The sequence below is a fragment of the Emticicia agri genome (assembly GCF_004168285.1).
Classification (GTDB): Bacteria; Bacteroidota; Bacteroidia; order Cytophagales; family Spirosomataceae; genus Emticicia; species Emticicia agri.
Window position 1 is genome coordinate 1 of the sequence record NZ_SEWF01000076.1, and the last position, 17,740, is coordinate 17,740.

Genomic DNA, 17,740 nt, shown 5'->3' on the forward strand with positions numbered 1-17,740 from the left:
TTTAACTGATAGGGGTACAGAATATTGTGGTAATAGGGAGCAACACGAATATCAATTATATTTGGCTATAGAAGATATTGACCATACTAAAACTAAAGCCAAAAGTCCTCAAACTAATGGTATATGCGAGCGTTTCCATCGTACTATTCAGGATGAATTTTATGCGGTTGCCTTTCGTAAAAAACTGTATCATTCTTTATCAGAACTACAAAAAGACTTAGATTCGTGGCTGAATCATTATAATACTCAGAGAACTCATACTGGTAAATATTGCTATGGTAAAACACCAATGCAAACTTTTATGGATAGTTTACAGTTAGCTAAAGACAAGCTCTTGGAAGAGGTCTTTAAAATAAACATCTTAGAAGACAATAAAAAAATGACTGAAGTGCCAGTTCAGTCATCTAATCCAGAGTTTAACTGGAATGCTATTAATATGCTATCTGACAGTTAATTTTAGCACCCTTCTGTCAGATTAAGTCTTGTCTATTACATCAAAAGTTGCAATACAATTTGCAATACAAAATTACCTTATTAAAGTTTTTTTAAAAACATAGAATCAGTTTTAGTATTATCTTCTTTTCTATTCAATTTCGAATTAACGTTTTGTATTGCAATTACTAATACTGAATTTTAAACATTGCTTATTAAAATTCATCATAAAAAAAGCATCACAACTATTGAGTCATGATGCTTTGGAATAATATCGGATTTATTTGCTTTTATGTATCCTCAATCAACTCAGCTTCCTCTATTTCAAGCTGTTTTGTTTTTTCATCTCTAATTTTCCAAATAAGAAATCCTAAAATTCCGCAGATGATTAGGAAAAGAGCAAGTATCCAACCTAAATTATTAGATTCTTTTTTATCATATTCCATATAATTTGTGGTAAACTCTAATGATGAAGGCTCAGTGTAGGACACACTTGTAAACGGTTGTTCTATTTGTTGAAACATGGTTTATTAAAGTTTATTGGTTTTAAATAAAATCTTATAGACATCCTCAATAGTTATAATGGAATCTCTTCGAGGAATTCCGTTTTTATCAATGTATGGCACAATCTTCCCCTTGCTTTCTTGAAAAGCTTTTTTCATTATAGGTTCTTCATAGAAAAAAGCAAGTTTCGCTTTCAATTCCTTAATCTGGTTAGTCAATTGCCAGATTTCACCACTTTCATTTGTTCTTTGTGTGGATGCTACATTCTGTTGAGATGACTGTGCATGACGATTCTCTACAAGCGTTTCTACATACTCTGAAAGGCTCATACTATAATTCTGAGCTTCCATAGCCAAACTAATCTTCAATTGAGCATTACACTTGAATCCTAACGTTACCTTGTTTGGTGAGTTTGCAATTTCTTCCAGTTGCAAAGCTCTCCCTGTTCTCATTGTTGGGTGCATATTATTTTTCGTTTTAGTACACCTCAAAAATAAGAAACCTCAAGAAACCGCTTTTCAGTTAATTGAGGTTAATCACCGTTAACTCACATTAATTCAAATTATTTTAGGTTAATACAACTTAATCTGGTGGTTCTCCTAAATGTGTGCATATCTTCTCCACTTGTTTGGGTGTCAATGTCCGTTGAGTCTCTGATAACTCTAAATCAGGAATCCTCATCAACCATTTTCTGAAGGTCGGTAAACTTACTTTGTATTGTTCTGCCAAGGCCGAACGAGTTGAGGTCTTATATTTTGTTCTCATCGTTTCTTAAATTTTAATTTTGATTGACATTTGCAATTGCAAACATTGTTTAGAAGGGAATTGTAAGCGCATAAACCACTTCTCTGCCATGCTTTTCTTTTGTGAGGAAATTACTTTCTACTAACTCCTTCAAGCGTTCTTCAACAGTTCTTTTGCTGCAATCAAAATATGCTATCAGATTATTCATCAGATGTTCTTTATTCATCTCAGCACCCATGTTTTCCTGAATCCATGATTGTATCTCTGCTAAAGTTGCCTTCTCTTTTTTTTGTGCCATTCTTTCGGCTACAAAATCACTTGAGGCTAATACTAATCCCTTGGCTTCTTCTGAATATTCTAAATAGACAGGTTCAAGTTTCTTTGTACTTCGGGCATGCAAACACTTCAGACGTATCAAATCAGTATCATTGCCTTTGTTGTCTTTTTCAAAGCCTATCTGCATTACTTGGCTCGCCTTGTTATTCAACTCTGTTCCTAAATGTCCTCTACCCTTTTCACTTCCATTTCCTGGGTTTTCATGTATCACAAAGAAAATCAATAGTTCTGCATTCTTGATAGTAGCTGAGACATAAGCTATTTTAAGATTATTGATAGTCTCTTTGCACTCCACAAATGCACCAATTTCATTTTCGAGTAACTGAATGTGTCTGGCATTAGTTTCTATTAGAGAATCTAATGAGAGATAGGTTAGTTTAACCAGATATGCTTGTTTTTTAGCAAGAATTTTGTCGATATTCTGGAGGTTCTTTTCCAAAATATGTTCCCAAAATAACACCTCGTTACTTTGAGAACATTTTGGTGTTTCTCCTTTCATTTTCTTTTGGGTTTTGAAAGTTCAGATAGAGCCTCTTGTTCCATTTCAGAACGAGTTTTTTTACGACCTCCTTCAAGCCATAATTCAAGGTCTGATTTTTTAAAAAAAATTCTTCGGCTGCGTTTCATAAATGAAATTTCACGCTTGGAGGTAAGCTGATAAAGAGAGGCTTTTGGAATTTTGAGAAAATTAGCAGCTTCATTGATAGAAAGAAACTCATTGATAGTTGAACTCTCACTATTTTTTGAAGAATGTTCAGTTAAAACTGTACGAATTGCATTCTGAACTATCCTTGATAGTTCGATTGAAGTTGTGATTATAATTTCCATAAATGTTTTAGACATATCGGTTTATATTGTCCGATTTCGAAAACAAATATTTATGGTTTTTATAATGACGGATAGGGGATCGGATTATCCGACTTTATTACTTTTTTGCGTTTTTTTTATCATTTTCTATCAAACCAATAATTTTATTGATCCCCTCAGAACCACTACTTTTAATTTTATTAAATATGCTTAAAACGAAATCAATATCCTGCAACGCAAATTTTTCATTAGATTTAAATATATTCTTCACTTTTAGATAAATACTCGAATCATCTAATTTTCCACTTTACGGTAAGTCGACCGCACCTAAAAGATGTATTAAATGTGCAACATCAGTCTTATTTTTAAATTCAGCTTCAAATCCTAAAACTTCTAATAAATAATATATTGCCAATACTTGTCTTGCCTTAGTAAATTCTTTACCAGGTTCTTTTGTTTGAACTTCATTTGAGAAGGATGTTTTCATACTTTTCATTTTTTCAAAATATTCTTTTTGAAAACTTAGCAATAAAAGTTCTTGTGAAACTAATTTTATAAATAATGAAAATTTATCGTTTAGTAGACTAATCCTTTGCATATCTTTCTCAAACTCATTGCTATCAGAAGACATAGGTCTCATATCAGCTTCTGTAAAATCATTAGGCGTAGGATTAATAAAATGATTATATCTTTCATTAATATCTTTTGAAGCATCTGTGTTTAAATCCAACATTATGCTATAAAACTCTATCTTTTTTAAAATATCTCTTAATTTTTCATTACCTATTTGAAGTAAAAGAATACTTCTTTCATTTTCAAGTTGTCTTTTCCAACTTGCTGTTTCTGAAAAGAATATATCTTCCTTTTTTAAACCAAAATACTCTGAGTCATTTATCTTCTTTTGAAAGTTCAAAAAAAGTGGGTGAAATTTTTCAGAATAGATTAAGTCTGACTTTATAGCTATTCTCTTTACGTATTCTAATAGAGTTAAATCCAAAGCAATATTTTCTAATAGCTTATGTACTTTATTTCCTAATTCGATATAGATTGAAATATCTTTTCGTAAAAGTTAAGTTGTTGCTCTCTGGGTAAATGGCTTATTTCACTAAATTTCTTTTTTATATTTGTATCTGCCACCATGTATTCCCAAAATAGATCTTGATTTTTTTCAAAGTCTTGTTCAGTTAGTAACATAATTTTTGCTTGATATTTCGTTATAACACTTTGCTTAAATCTCCCCTTCAATTTTTTCGTCAATACTTTGAAAATTGCTATCAGTATTTACTATTTTGATTATCCTTTTTTAACTCCTTGGCTGAAAAGCAAAATATTGAGAAACTTTTCATAATCGTTATTAAGTGCATAGATTTGAGCCTTTTTCGCGCTATAAAATAAAAATGCAGGTATTAGCTGTGAATGTATTATGTCTTCCCTGTTGCTTATTCATTATGCAACCAGATGAATTGGTTTAAAGTTTTTTTACTCCTCCTCAAAATTTAAACCTAATTGTTTAGCCGATTCTTTCACAATTTTATATTCCTGACTGCTCTCAGACAAAGGCTTCGCATTGGTTGACTTCCCTTTTATCCTGATTTCTATCTCAACATTATTCTGGGCTAATGGCATAATAAAGCTCGTAAATAATTGCGTATAATTTTCGAAAGGAACTTTACCAGAGATAGTTACTGATTTTATAGATTTCTGAGTAGGTAAGGGCTGTGGTGCAACATTACCTGGTTGTGCTATAGTTGGCTCTGCTACAACAGTATCAGGATTTTGAGGAATTGCCGGCTCCACTTGTGGAGTTGCCTGAGGCTGTGGCTTTAGTGTTTTATCAACCAACCAGTAAGTAGTGTCAGTTAAGTCAAAAAACGGAACATTTTCTCCTAAATAGAATTTTGTAAAGTTGATTCCATCACCACTTGCAATACAGAACTCGTTATTAAGACAATATCTTAAAAGGCTCTTCTGAACAGCTTCTATGCCTATTATCATAGGTTTATCGTCAAAACGAATAAAAGCCTCATATACATCTTTGGCTTTGATTGATAGTTCTGGAGTAGGTAAAAGCTGATTATTGCGAAGTGTCCCTAAACCTACTGATTCAAGTAACCATTCTTCTTCTTTTAGCTCTGAAAGTAGTGTATGATTAATCTGGTTTTCTAAGTTATCTTTAAATTGCTTGATAACCAGTTTATCTATACCATTTTTGACTGAATACTTCACAGCAATAGAATAGGCTGCCACTAAAGCGGTTTCCGATTGTTTTGAGGCTTCCTCCATCCGTCTTCTTAAATCGTCTTTCTGGTCTTTCTCCAGTTGCCCCTGATAATCCTGGTTTATCTTCTGACAAGCCAGATATTCGCTGATATTTGAGTTCAATTGACCAATACCCAATTCGGAACATAACAGAAACAAAATGGTATTGCGGTAAACCCGCTCACTATTCCCTTTTTTGGTAGCTATTTTTTCTATTAATGGTTTGGTATGTCCATTTATCTGGTTGGGACTGGCTAAATGATTAGGCCCTAAAATAATCAGTGTTGGTTTTTGTTGTTCGGGAATATCTTCCGAAGGGTTTACCAGCACATTAAAAAATTGAATATATTTTCGTTTCTCTTCAATTCTTTTAATTATCTCGGCTGATACACCGGTATCTTTTATATCTCCTTTGGCCTGATTAATCAGAATATTAATATTTGGCTTCGTATGAAACCAATAACGTTTGCCAGCGCCTCCTGACTGCGCATAATATAAATAATGGGCAACACTTTCCAGTTCGTTCAATGCCCCATTGATATTATTATGATTAAATCCTTCGGGGGTCAGTAAATGCAGTTTCAACTCTGCTACTGAAATACCTTTATTAGCCCCATCGCTACCAAAAGAGTTCATAAGAATAACAGAAGCAATAGACTGTGTCAGATACCATTGTCCATATTCTCTTTTGTTAGTATCAATTTTGAACGCATTTGAGGCTGCTCCTGCTACATCAGCAGTAATAACGGCATCATATCCATTGCCATAGAGTTTTTTCAATTGGCCGCTCATGGCATCAAGATTAGCAAAATTTACTACCCCTGAATGAATTAATAGGTTATTACCAACCAATGACTGCTGCCTTTTCCATAAATCACTCACGATAGAGGCCAGTAAGCGTAATACGCCCCTGGTTCTCTGAAAATCATGATGGCTGGCCCAGCGGATTCTGAAAATATCAATCAAGTCCGGATGAAACGGATAAGACTTTAAAATACGTTGCTTATATTCAACTTTGGCAGCATGGGCAGGTAATTCTGTCGAGAATTGCTGGTATAAGTCAGCATATTTAGAGGCAACGGCTTCAATCACAGTTTTATCACCAATATCTTCAAATAATCTTCTCCGTATTACTTCAAAAATTTCATCATCGGCTACCGGTTGTGTATCTGCGCCAATACGGCTCACTCTTTTTTGTAAGCTATTAAGTATTGATTGTGCCTCCGGCGTATTGCCTACTTCCTGCGGGCTGGCTGGCAGGGTAATAACAGCCACACAATTATTGGTTCCGGCTACGGCCTCAGTCAGTTCCTGCATAAAACTGATAGTCTGGTCGGCCAGACTACTATTACCACTTTTGCGGGCAGCCGCTTTTACACAATAATCGGCCAATTCATCAATTAATATAAGCGCAGGTTTACTTTTTTCGAGTACTTGCTTAAACAAACCAGCGGGTGCAATAAGTTGTTCATCATTCTTTCTTACTATTTCGTAGGCTTCTTTGCCACCCAACTGGTAAGCCAGTTCGCCCCATATCGTTTGTATATGAATTTTACTACCATCTTTATCAATAGCTACCCGTCCGTTGGCAGCGTCATTGGTAGTATTTGTAAAGACTGCAATATTGGCCGATTCAAATTCGGGCATGCCGGTAAATGCCAGCATGTCTTGCATAAACGGAGAAGACGCCGCTCCTTTCCCCCAACGGCAAAGGTGAAAAAGGGAAATTAAGGTATGGGTTTTGCCACCTCCAAATCCTGTTTGTAACGATATTACTCTATTTTCTGCATCTTCTTTGCCATTCAAGCCTTTCAGAACAGTTTTAGCAATGTTTTTTAGACCAGCAGTAAAATAGGTCTTTGAGAAGAATATTACCGGATTATTATAAATTTCCCGTCCGTTACCCAAGGCTACTTCTGCCAGATTAGCCGCAAAGACCGATTCGTCCAGTCGGCCTTGTCTGATGTCCAGGTGAGGTTGCACTACTCTGAACCACGGTTGCTGACCTGTAGACGTAATAGCCGTGTTTTCTGATTTTATAACAGGTTTTTGTTCTTTCGATTCCTGCAAATTTGTTAATTCTTCCTCCAGATCGGTCATTTTCAGAATCCTGGCAATACCACGCATATGAATCCAGGTCTTGGTGGCATCATCTTCTTCTATTACTTCGTTGTAATGATGCATTTTGTTCCTGATTTCATAGATTTCGCCTAACCAGTTTGGCAAATCACTGACTTTTTTCTGAAAATCAGGTCTGAGCAGGTCTTTGAATTTAATAGCAAAATGTTTAAAATGGGGATAATCTAAAAGCCCCATAGGTTTGCTACCACTCCGCAATCCCTCGTCCCATTTGGTTTTTTGGTCGGGCAATAATACCGCTCTGGCATATTCTCCTGGCCATTTGTCACCAAATTCTTTCTGAAGAACTGAAACTATATAAGGTCTGAAGGCTTCTATAAAAAAGCCTAATGCTTTGTTAAGGTTGTCTCTTTTAGATTGAGCAATATTCATGATTACTATGATTGAAATAAATTCGTTTGTATTCCTTTATTTTCAATGGCTTGTTTACTTTCTCTGATAAGGCTATCGCGGTTACTTAATAAGCCTGATGCCTGTTTGTGGTCGTTGCTGCCTGCTGGTAATAACTCTAACAATGAGGTAAGTACCCTCCAGAAAGGTTTATCGGCTGAATCAGCCACTGAGGCAATATGTTCTAAAAGCTCTGAGCGATTAGTACCTTGATAAAGATACATGGCTTTGTGCACTTTGTCAATCAATGTACTGCTTTTGTTTTCGCCTAAGCGCTTATTCAGGGCTATCCGATCAGTGTAGTTACCTAATATCTGCTTATTACCTTTTTTGATCAATAAATGCTCGGTAAATAGCTCATTGACATTGATGGTTAGCCCTACACGACTGAATTTGGCAGCATCATCAAAGTCTGACTCAGCAAAGCCATAGAGTTGCAACCAGCCAATGTAAAATTTGGTCTGGTCGTCGCCATCGAAACCTTTTAATAACGCATTGAAGGCCGCCTCGCGCGCCATTTCAAGTAATTCGGCTACTGAGACCTCACTCCCATCTGCTTTCTCTACACTTTTATATTTGCCAAACTCAGATACTGCCTGCCCAAAACAAGCCGTCAGCAAATCGGCTCCTCGAAAACCTAAACGGTAGAGTTGTTCTACTTCACGCTCAACTGTAACCTCAATGGCTCGCTTGACCGTGCGATAATTTCCGTAGCCCTCCTGAACAGATGGACGACAAGATACAGTTACAGAAGACGCTAAAGCCGCACCTGCTAAACCAATGCTTCGGTTAGCCATTTCGGTATCTACAGCCCACGAGCCTGTAATATTCATTCTTGCGCCAAGAATTGAGTTACATAAGGTAGTCCAGGCTTCGGTACTCTGGTGGGCAAACATGATACTAACAATATCAGAAGTTTGATGTTCAATAGCATCGAAAATCTGAGTTAGCTTATTTTCAAAATGTTCTTTTGCTTCAATTTTACTATCATTATGATGGTGTTTAAGCGCAGTACACTCTTCGGCTTTAGGAGTTTGTGGGGTTGCAAAATTCAATGGATAAACATCGCCTAAAGTACGTTTGAGCCAAACATAAAAGAAATCTGATAAATCGGCATAAGCTATAGCATCATAATAAGGTGGGTCTGTAATAACTGCCGTTAAATACTTATCAGGAAATTGCGACTTGTCTCCACTACTTGCATTATTCAATTGAACCGAAAATGGATAAGAATTCTCAGATTCAATATACCGCAATACCCATTCTAATTGATTATTTAAACTACCAGTAGTACTGCCAAGTAGATTAGCTTCAGGGTAGTCAAAAATCATAGGTATTGCTTGTTTGGAAAAAGGACTTTGTACATTTTCTCTTGAAACGTCCCATCTACCGAATGTAGTACTTATTACAAAGCCTCTATCCAGCCATAAACTTAAATAAGTAAATAACCCAATAGTGTAGTTATTCTCATAAGCACCATTTAGTGTTGATTTAATATTATACAAGCTTTTGATTAGAGTTTGTATGGTATAAAGTTGGCGGTGAGAAAATAATTGAGACCATTTATTAATACCCCATCCTCTTCCACTTACCATATCAGGTATTTCTTTCATTATTTCATTAGGAATAATTAGTGGGTCTAGTAAATTTACCTCTATCCTTGCGATCTCTTTCTCTTCATTAGTAGGGAAACGATAGTCTTTCCCAGAGTCTCCCTCTGATATAACAGATATTAGTCTCTCACTTAATTGATTATTTTTAGCTTGTTCCTTCAACTCTTTTATAGAAGTAACAGAATTACAGCAGGGGCAGGTCAAAGCTTTATCTAGCCAACCTTTAGTGTCATATTTCCCTGTTTTTATTTCAAAATCAATTTGCCTATCAGTAATGATTGGGTTTAGATATACTTGTTTTGAGTTAGTATTGGCCAGATAAAATTGTTTCAGCAAAGGCACTTCTGCCCGGCATGAAGGGTTTGAGCAATTGCCTACTCTTGCCCAGTAATAGGCAATGGGTTTTACTTCTTCTTCTATCTGGTTCTTGCCTTTTTTTACCAGTTTTTTGGTACTGGGGTACAAATGACCAATCTCTTTTTCGGTTTCGGCTAATAGTTTTTTGGCATAAAACTCAACGTCAAAACTTAGTCGGTTTGGTATCTTGATAGCTGTTACTTCTCCTTTTACATATATCTTCTGGTCGTGAGGTTGTTTCTCAAAAGTTTCTTTTCCATAGAGTTTAATAAACTCTTCTTTGCTATAGGTAATCGGCTTGCCATATTTCTGTGGAAACTCAAGGCTACCCTTTTGTATAATATGCGCTACCGGGTTAATATCGTTGCCATAACTGCGGCAACCTAAACGGGCTGCTTCAAGCGGTATGGCTCCTCCTCCGGCAAAAGGGTCAAATACCTTGGGCATACGGTCGAGGAAGGTATCTAAGGCTGTCTGTAAGGCTGCGGTTTTTATCTGGCATTCCTCTGTATCAAGGTGTCTGTCCGGCAGGCTATAGAGTTCCTTTTCAGCCTTTTTAATGGCTGCATAAAGCGTATCAAACTCAGCCAGCAGACTCATGGCATTATGTTGAGCAGAACGGCTATTATGCGCTACGAAAATCAGTTTCCGGGCCTTGTTAATAATTTTTTCGTTGTTTTTATTATCCCATTTAATCAGGCTATAATCGCTCAATTGTTTGCCAGCCCCAGGCATTGGCTTGTTATGTAGCATAGCCTGTTGCATGTCTTCAGTAAATTTGCCTATAAACATCTGTAGCCTGTTGCGCAGGTTATCTTCCATAGGGTCATGTACGGCAGTCCAGGGGATATCCTTATAGGGTTTGTAGGCATCAACTATTATATCGGGTTCTGTTAAAGGCTTTTCGGGGCTACCTAATAGCAATTCAACTGCCTCACGAAAGGCCGGAGGACAATTGGGGTCGAGAGGGTCAGGCACAAGGCTGGCAAATACTACGGCACGGCACACAGGTAACGGGCGGCGTGCCCACCATAAATGCAGGGTACTGATATGCCCATGTCTGATTGATTTATCTCTCACACTTTCGGCCGATATTTCTTTTATCGGCATCGCTACTTCTATTAGTTTTTTAGCTTGTATCATTCTGTAAATCCTTTTAATAGGTACCTGAGTAGTAGCACATTTTCTTCTACTGTGTTATTAAAATACTCCACCATAATCTGCCCTATGCGGCTATTTTCAAGCGTATTAGTATTATTCATAAGAATATTATCCACCCGTTGATTAAGTGTCGGATTTCTATAAGTTATTTTCTTTATTTCTCTGCCTAATACCTGGGCAGCAATGTGCATGAGGTTATCATTGGCGTCTTCAAATAACTCATTATGATTTTCATATATTTCCTCGGCATACATATCAAAGAAATGCTTGAGGATGTCGCTAATGTCTTTAATATCATCGCGCCGGGCTTCAGGTCTGTCATCAAATGCAATGAGTTTCAATAGAACAATTCCAGGTAGTGTACAAAACTTAAAAGTATGCGTATTATCAAGTGTCAATTCAGGTAAGCCTGTTTCATAAATCTCTCTGAATCCTGGCATTGATATACTTGCCAGGCCAACCCCGTTTGTTGTAACTCTACCATCAACGTCTTCGATTTCACCAAAGGGTAGTAAATCAACTTGTAGAGAATTATTCCAGATTAAGACAAAATCATTGCCTCTGTATGGTGCAAACCCTTCATTCTGAATTAAATAATCTTTTAGCTGCGTATACGATTCTGTATTTTTAATAAATACTGCAAAATCAATGTCTTTGGTAGCTCGCCTGGGCTCTGTCTGATTGATAGCATTCATCCATACATCTCTTGCCACCGCTCCCACCAGATAAAAATCTATCTCAAAATTGGCCAACCCACGTTCTAAAGCATCAAGCATTGTACTTATTTGTGGACGCTGTCTAATTTGTGTATAGTCAATTTTGTAGGTATTGCTCATAGATTTTTTCTGCTGTTTCTGTGCATCTTCTATCATTTTGATTAACTAAGTCGGCATATACCAATACAGGAGGCACTGTTAATTCATCAGGGTATGATTTCCAGAATTTTTGGTAGACCTGTACCCTACCATTAGCATCTGGTACCAACTTATAGTTTTTCATCAGGTCACTTCGGCTCTCTTCAGTATAAATGGTTAGTTCGGAAGGATTCAGATAATTAGTCAGTATATCACCTGCTGGCTCACTCCCCCACAGTGTTATATTCTTTTTTAAATCAACTTGTTGCCAATTATAAAAATCATTCTCTTTCAGGAACCGGAAAGTGCCTAACTTTAGCAAGGGTTTCAGATTATACTGATAGGCCTCTGCCCATTTAATGAGCACTTTCTGATAATCCTGTATCTTGAAAGTATTTTTATCAATTGAAAGAATTAAGTTTTCTTCTTTCAATCCATTCATAATATGGGTTATATTACCTATAGAAGTACCTGTATACTCTGCTATCTGGCGATAGGTTTGATTAATTAGTTGTGGATTATTTAAAAACTCAAACAAAACTCTTAGTCCGGTTTTAGTAAACGCTCTGTTTCTATTATCCTGTTCTACTTTCAGAGGTGTATTAGACTCAATCCAGAACCATTTATTTCTATCTCTAAAATAAAAATTTCCGTTTGCTTCTATATATGCTATGTTATATTCACGGAGTTGTTTTTTTATTTCAGGGTAAATTCTATACGCTATTAATAAAAAGGGTTGATATTTTTGATTAAATTCAAATATTTTTGGTAGAATATGTCCTCTTAATTCATTTTTGATTTCGACATTGAAATCAAAAATTTCATCTTCTATTTTTAAACGGAGTTTCCCATCTAACTGTTCCATACCGTTGCTATTCCAAAAAGCCTGTATTTGTGTGGCTATCTGAAAATTTTCTAAGGCTTGCTGTACAATTTGTTCTTTCGTCATGTTTACTTAATATTTTTGTTTACGAAAACGTAAACATATATAATTTGTAAACAAAATAGAGATTTTATTCATAGACTTCCAAAACTATTTAAGATAATATTTAGAGTATGTTTAAAATTCATTTTTCGACCTTCAAGAAAATCTTTTTCAGCTATGTTGCGTTGCATTTTTTCGATGTAGCTGCCGGCTACATCTGCAAAATGCGCCTTGCCTATCTAAAAAATCTATTTCTTTCGGTCAGAAAAACAAAATTTAAACATACTCTTAGCCGAAGCCCCCATTTATTTAAATTCACTCCATTTTTTACCTTTAAGTTCCCTGGCCAAATCTTTAGCAGTATCAACTTTTAAAACCGCCGCAATTTCTCTGAAATATTTTTTAGACTGATACATCCCGCCGGGGCTATCTTTAATAAACTCAGTTATATGGCCTTGGCCTAACAAAAATACCTGTAAGCCAAATTGTGTAATTTCAGCAGTTCGGCCTGGTCTTTTTCTGATATGCTCCAAAGCCTCGGTTATCAGTTGCTCAGCAGGCTCTCCGCTGATATTCCAACTGATTTTTGTCTGGTTGAAATCTTTTTCTACTAAAACTACAGCTCTGATTTCGTGAATAGCATTCACTCTTTTATTATTATAAACCCCAAAGTATTTTGCTTTCTGGTGTTTGTAGGCCCCACCCAAATCAGGGCACATATAAACATTATCGGCGATTTCGTCAGATGTCCGGGAGATATTTACAGCATCAAGCAGGTATTTCCATTTAGGTAGATAATTGTTTGCGCTCAGGAAATCGTTAAATTCCTGTGCTACTGATGCTAACCTTGTATTACGGGTTATTTCAGTTAATGAATCTGTCAATCTTTCAAAAGTAAGGTGTTGTAAGATTACCCCACTCTCCTGGGCTTTTTTAACGCTTTCTTTCATTTCGGCAGTAGGGCTATCTTCATTGAAATCACTCAACATAAACAAAATTTTTGTCTTTGTATTTATTTCAAAACTATTTATATGCCGAATGAGTTGGTCGTCATAAAACCAGTTGGTTTCCTTTACTTCAAAAAAGATGGCAAAAGAGGCTTGCTCAATCAATAAATCGGGAATACTCTGTTGTTTTCGTGCTTGCTGTGTAAAAATGGGGCCAATAATTACAGGGGTTTGTGCATCGGTCAGATTAGCCAGCAACTCCTGAAACAACCTTGGGCTTTCTTCATAAAGCATTTTCATAATCAGGCCGCAATGGTTGGTAAGCAAATTTTCGGATTGGCTGTAATTAGCAAATAAAGAGATTGGTTGGCTCATAGGTTTATGATAGTCAGCAGTTATTTAGATTTCCATTCGTTCATAGGCAGAAAGTATTGCACCCCTTTTGACCTTAACTCAAAATTCAGATTTTTAAAAGGGTTCTGAATACGATGCAGTTCAGGTTTGCTTTTGCAGTTAATAACAATATAGAGCCAGGCGGTATCGCCTAATTGCTCTAAACGGCTTTTTTCGTTTTCGCTCAGCATTACACTACCATCAGCACCGCTACGCCCTTTCACCTCAATATATCTTTTAAGTTCTTCAGGGCTTACACTATAAATATCATAACCTCTATTTTCACTACATACATCAGTGGGTTTCCAGCCTACACTACGTTCGTAATCAATGGCTGTCTGCATAGCAATGGCTTCTGCCTCATCATCACGACTCATGCCATAATGCCCCAGATATTCAACCTGATTGAGTGGTATAACATACGCACAGCCTAAAACATCGGGTGCTTTAGGGCTTAATTGAGTCATGAGTTCAAGATTAGCTAACCGAGTTTGTTTTTTGAGAATAAGTTCTTTTAACCGCTCTTCTTTCTTTTGTATTTTTTCTTGTACCCGCCAATCGCCTAACATCAGTTTTGTCTGGAGTTCCTGAATTTCAGCCTGAATTTCTACAATGATTTGTGTAAAAGCCGATTCAAGGTAAGATTTACGGTCGGCAGCATCTTTTTCAACATGTATTCGGGTATCTTCAAACTGTTGTTGGGTAATATTCACAAAACTCCATTCAACTACTGCTTCCTGATTTACTATTGCAGGCGGCTCAATAGGTTTGGCGAAGGTAGTAGGCGGATGGAGGTCAAGAAATTTTGCCGGAGAGGTAATACTAAAATCGCCCTCTTTAGCTTGACAAACCATCAACAGGCGTTCATCGGCTACACTATCATCTTTCTTGCTTGGGCGATTATCAATAATCTGAGATTTTACAAAAAAGGCAAAAAAATCTGCTTTATCGTCAGGAGAAATCAGAATAGTGCCTTTGAGCATATCTTCTCTGAACTTCTGACGAACTACTTTGATTAAACTATCGAAAATAGGATTTCCCGGGTTAATATAATGTACAATCCCTAAATCGCCTACATTCTGATAGTCAAGAAATATCTGTTTATCGAAGCAAAAATTAATATTTCTGATGGCATCAGCATAAATATTATAATCGAACCGCAAGGTTTGTGAAACTTCATCGGGTAGTTTTTCAATACGATAAATGGAATTTCTGATTTCCACAAACTGTCCTCCCAGATACTTAAAGGCTTTCTCAAAGAATAACCTGATATAAATAGGCTGCAAGCGTTTTTCGTCAGAATTTTCTTTAAGTGTCCGGGCATCTCTGAAATCTACACGGCTATGGGCAAGCTTGTTTTTCTGGTCTTTTATTTTTTGCTGGAATCTGATTTTCAGTTGTTCTTCGTCTTGTGCCAGAAAGGTATCAAGCTCTGTTTGTTTGCCATTAAAAACCGAATCAATAATAGAATTGAGTTGAACATCTTCCAGCACGTCCTGAATCACATCATATACACGGTCGTCTCCTATGCCTTCGCGGATAATATCGAGCTTGATTAGTAAACGCTGCAAAACATTTCCTTCTTTTGTATTACTTGCCACCATATTAAAAACAAGCACATCTTGTTTTTGTCCATAGCGGTGGATACGTCCCATCCGTTGTTCTAATCTATTAGGATTCCAGGGAATGTCCCAGTTAATCAGTAAACGACAAAATTGCAGGTTAATCCCCTCGCCCGCAGCATCGGTAGCAATAAGTATTTGTGTATCAGTGCGGGCAAAATCCCATTGAGCTTTACGGCGTTCATCAACGGTTTTACCGCCATGAATAGTTACTACGTTGTAGCCTCCACTGGCAGATAATCTTTTTTCGAGGTATATAAGAGTGTCTTTGTGTTCAGTAAAAATTACCAGTTTCTCATTATTGTCAAGTACACCATTTGAAGTAAGGAGTTCTTGCAATTGTTGAAACTTTTTCTCTTCCTGATTTCTGGTGTAGAGCGAATGAGCCATTTCGAAGAGCCTTTTTACTTCTGCGGCTTCTTGTTGTATCTCAACAAGACTTTTGGCCGTGGTAAATAGCTTGAATTTTCGTGGATCAGCCAGAATATTTTCCAGTGCCTCGCGCTCATCATCGTCCAGTTCTTCGTAATCATCAATATTATCTACATCAAACTCTTCAATCTTGTGGCGCTGGCTCCATAGATTAGGGTTTTTATTCACCTCATCTACAATTCCTTGCAAGGCCCGCCAGCGTTTTTCAAGTGTATTTCTGATAGCAAAAATAGAACTTACCAAACGGCGTTGCATAACCGTAAGCGCCAATGAAACATGGATATTTTTTGATTCAGAGGCTTCTTCTTTTTGCTTTGAAAGGTATTTTGTTACCTCATCATACAGTTCTTTTTCTTCAGGAGTTAACTCATAAGCTACGGTTTTAGTAAAACGTTGTTTGTACAAAGGTTTACCTTCCCAGTCTTTCATGTCTTCTTTCAGACGCCTGATAAAGAACTTGTTAATACCATTGGATTCGATTTCCTTAATTCGGGTTGAGGCTATTTCGTTAGTAGCAAAAATGTCTTCATCGAGCAATTGCAATAACTTTTTAAAGGTGTCTGTTCTACCACGGTGTGGTGTGGCTGTCAGTAACAGAATATGTTCGCATTGTTGCGAAAGCGTTTGTGCTGCTTTATATCGTTGAGAAAGGTATTGTTTTCTGCCGTAATCGTAGGCAGAGAGTTTATGGCTTTCGTCGAAAACAATTAAATCCCAATGAGAATTTCCGGCTACATTCAGTACATCTTCACGGGAGATAAAATCAATTGAGGTAACAATATGGTTTGCCGTCTGAAAAATATTAGGGTCAGAGGAAAAAATACTACGATTAACCAACGTAAAAGGAATATTAAACTTGACTCCCATTTCATCTTCCTGCCATTGTTTGGTTAAACCACCAGGGGTAACAATCAGAATACGATCAACGATATTGCGCATGATAAGTTCTTTAATAAGAAGACCTGTCATGATGGTTTTACCTGCCCCGGTATCGTCAGCCAGTAAAAATCTGATTTTAGGTAATGGAAGAAGAAACTTATAGACTGCTTCTACCTGATGTGGCAGAGGGTCAACAATGCTACAATTTACAGCAAAAAGAGGGTCAAACTGATAGGCAGAATTAATACGCTCGGCCTCTGCAAATAAAGCAAACCTGGTTGGATTACCCTTGAAATTAAAATTGCCTTCTTCGGTTAGTACTTCTAATTTTTCAAAATCAGCAAGTGGTATAACTTTCGAATTGACTTTGTTAGAATTGATACCTGTATATTTTAGATTTACCATTGTTCCTAATGGTTGAATCTGATTAATAAGAACAGGTTCGGAAGGAATCAGGTTTTTAACTATTTGATTGGGCTGAATAGGCATCTAAGGACTTTTTTAAATCACGTATAGCAAATATAGAAAAATATCCTTAATTCTGGTGCTTAGGCAACATCATCGTATAAAAAGCCCCAATCCAATCTCTTCACTTATAAGGTTTTCTATATTAAAAGCGCTAGCTTTGGAGAAGTCGCCTTAGTTGTCTCAATCCAATCTCTTCACTTATAAGGTTTTCTATCAAACGAAACAACAGAAACAACAGGTCAAGAGAGACTGTAAATTAAACTGTGTCAAGGTAAAATTTAGTTAAAATGTTAATTTTACTTTAAACACAGTTTTTTTTATGGAAGAGAAAGAAGAATTTGATTTTGAAGAGTTCAAAAAGCAAGCAATTGCCGGCATGTATGCTGGTAAACCTTTTAGTGGAGAGAAAGGGATTTTTGCGCCATTGATGAATCGGATCGCCGAAGCGACATTTTCTGGAAGCAGCTTTAGCGGGGGA

The 17,740-nt window shown here is 36.6% G+C and carries 13 protein-coding genes; 1 reads left to right on the forward strand and 12 read right to left on the reverse strand.

What is annotated here, in order from left to right; genetic code table 11:
- On the forward strand, positions 1–454 hold a 454-nt coding region (locus tag EWM59_RS25745; protein ID WP_229239419.1), incomplete at its 5' end, for an integrase core domain-containing protein.
- A 268-nt stretch (positions 455–722) separates the two neighbouring features.
- Here the strand turns inward: EWM59_RS25745 and EWM59_RS25750 are convergent.
- The 12 genes from EWM59_RS25750 to EWM59_RS25805 form a co-directional block, all read right to left on the reverse strand.
- Positions 723–956 carry a hypothetical protein gene (locus EWM59_RS25750; protein WP_130023086.1) on the reverse strand — a complete coding sequence of 78 codons (234 nt, stop codon included), beginning with the start codon at positions 954–956 and terminating at the stop codon, positions 723–725.
- A gap of 6 nt (positions 957–962) precedes the next feature.
- On the reverse strand, positions 963–1,388 hold the full coding sequence (locus tag EWM59_RS25755) for a hypothetical protein (protein ID WP_130024105.1): 426 nt from the start codon (positions 1,386–1,388) through the stop codon (positions 963–965).
- 130 nt (positions 1,389–1,518) lie between these two features.
- Positions 1,519–1,701, reverse strand: coding sequence for a hypothetical protein (locus tag EWM59_RS25760; protein WP_130023084.1), 183 nt, complete (start codon positions 1,699–1,701; stop codon positions 1,519–1,521).
- Positions 1,702–1,750: 49 nt separating this feature from the next.
- A complete protein-coding gene (locus EWM59_RS25765; protein ID WP_130024106.1) occupies positions 1,751–2,455 on the reverse strand; it encodes a hypothetical protein in 705 nt (234 codons plus the stop codon).
- 56 nt (positions 2,456–2,511) lie between these two features.
- The gene (locus EWM59_RS25770; protein WP_130024107.1) at positions 2,512–2,859 is read right to left on the reverse strand and encodes a helix-turn-helix domain-containing protein; all 348 of its coding nucleotides are present in this window, start codon (positions 2,857–2,859) and stop codon (positions 2,512–2,514) included.
- Between the two features lie 271 nt (positions 2,860–3,130).
- Entirely contained in the window at positions 3,131–3,820 is a 690-nt protein-coding gene (locus tag EWM59_RS25775; RefSeq protein ID WP_130024108.1) for a hypothetical protein, read from the reverse strand.
- 482 nt (positions 3,821–4,302) lie between these two features.
- Entirely contained in the window at positions 4,303–7,593 is a 3,291-nt protein-coding gene (locus EWM59_RS25780) for a DUF499 family protein (protein WP_130024109.1), read from the reverse strand.
- A gap of 5 nt (positions 7,594–7,598) precedes the next feature.
- Positions 7,599–10,724, reverse strand: a complete 3,126-nt coding sequence (locus EWM59_RS25785; protein WP_130024110.1) for a DUF1156 domain-containing protein — start codon at positions 10,722–10,724, stop codon at positions 7,599–7,601.
- A complete protein-coding gene (locus EWM59_RS25790) occupies positions 10,721–11,578 on the reverse strand; it encodes a hypothetical protein (protein ID WP_130024114.1) in 858 nt (285 codons plus the stop codon). Before EWM59_RS25790 ends, EWM59_RS25785 begins: the two co-directional genes overlap by 4 nt.
- Positions 11,556–12,545, reverse strand: a complete 990-nt coding sequence (locus EWM59_RS25795) for a type IV toxin-antitoxin system AbiEi family antitoxin (protein WP_130024111.1) — start codon at positions 12,543–12,545, stop codon at positions 11,556–11,558. The genes EWM59_RS25790 and EWM59_RS25795 overlap by 23 nt, the downstream gene beginning before the upstream one ends.
- Before the next feature lie 281 nt (positions 12,546–12,826).
- Complete coding sequence (locus EWM59_RS25800; RefSeq protein WP_130024112.1) at positions 12,827–13,843, reverse strand: hypothetical protein; 1,017 nt, start codon at positions 13,841–13,843, stop codon at positions 12,827–12,829.
- 20 nt (positions 13,844–13,863) lie between these two features.
- A complete protein-coding gene (locus EWM59_RS25805) occupies positions 13,864–17,283 on the reverse strand; it encodes a helicase-related protein (RefSeq protein WP_130024113.1) in 3,420 nt (1,139 codons plus the stop codon).
- Positions 17,284–17,740: the final 457 nt, after the last annotated feature.

Coding starts and splice junctions, on each gene's coding strand:
- EWM59_RS25750 (WP_130023086.1), bottom strand. CDS start 956: ATGTTTCAACAAATAGAACAACCGTTTACAAGTGTGTCCTACACTGAG.
- EWM59_RS25755 (WP_130024105.1), bottom strand. CDS start 1,388: ATGAGAACAGGGAGAGCTTTGCAACTGGAAGAAATTGCAAACTCACCA.
- EWM59_RS25760 (WP_130023084.1), bottom strand. CDS start 1,701: ATGAGAACAAAATATAAGACCTCAACTCGTTCGGCCTTGGCAGAACAA.
- EWM59_RS25770 (WP_130024107.1), bottom strand. CDS start 2,859: ATGTCTAAAACATTTATGGAAATTATAATCACAACTTCAATCGAACTA.
- EWM59_RS25780 (WP_130024109.1), bottom strand. CDS start 7,593: ATGAATATTGCTCAATCTAAAAGAGACAACCTTAACAAAGCATTAGGC.
- EWM59_RS25785 (WP_130024110.1), bottom strand. CDS start 10,724: ATGATACAAGCTAAAAAACTAATAGAAGTAGCGATGCCGATAAAAGAA.
- EWM59_RS25790 (WP_130024114.1), bottom strand. CDS start 11,578: ATGAGCAATACCTACAAAATTGACTATACACAAATTAGACAGCGTCCA.
- EWM59_RS25795 (WP_130024111.1), bottom strand. CDS start 12,545: ATGACGAAAGAACAAATTGTACAGCAAGCCTTAGAAAATTTTCAGATA.
- EWM59_RS25800 (WP_130024112.1), bottom strand. CDS start 13,843: ATGAGCCAACCAATCTCTTTATTTGCTAATTACAGCCAATCCGAAAAT.
- EWM59_RS25805 (WP_130024113.1), bottom strand. CDS start 17,283: ATGCCTATTCAGCCCAATCAAATAGTTAAAAACCTGATTCCTTCCGAA.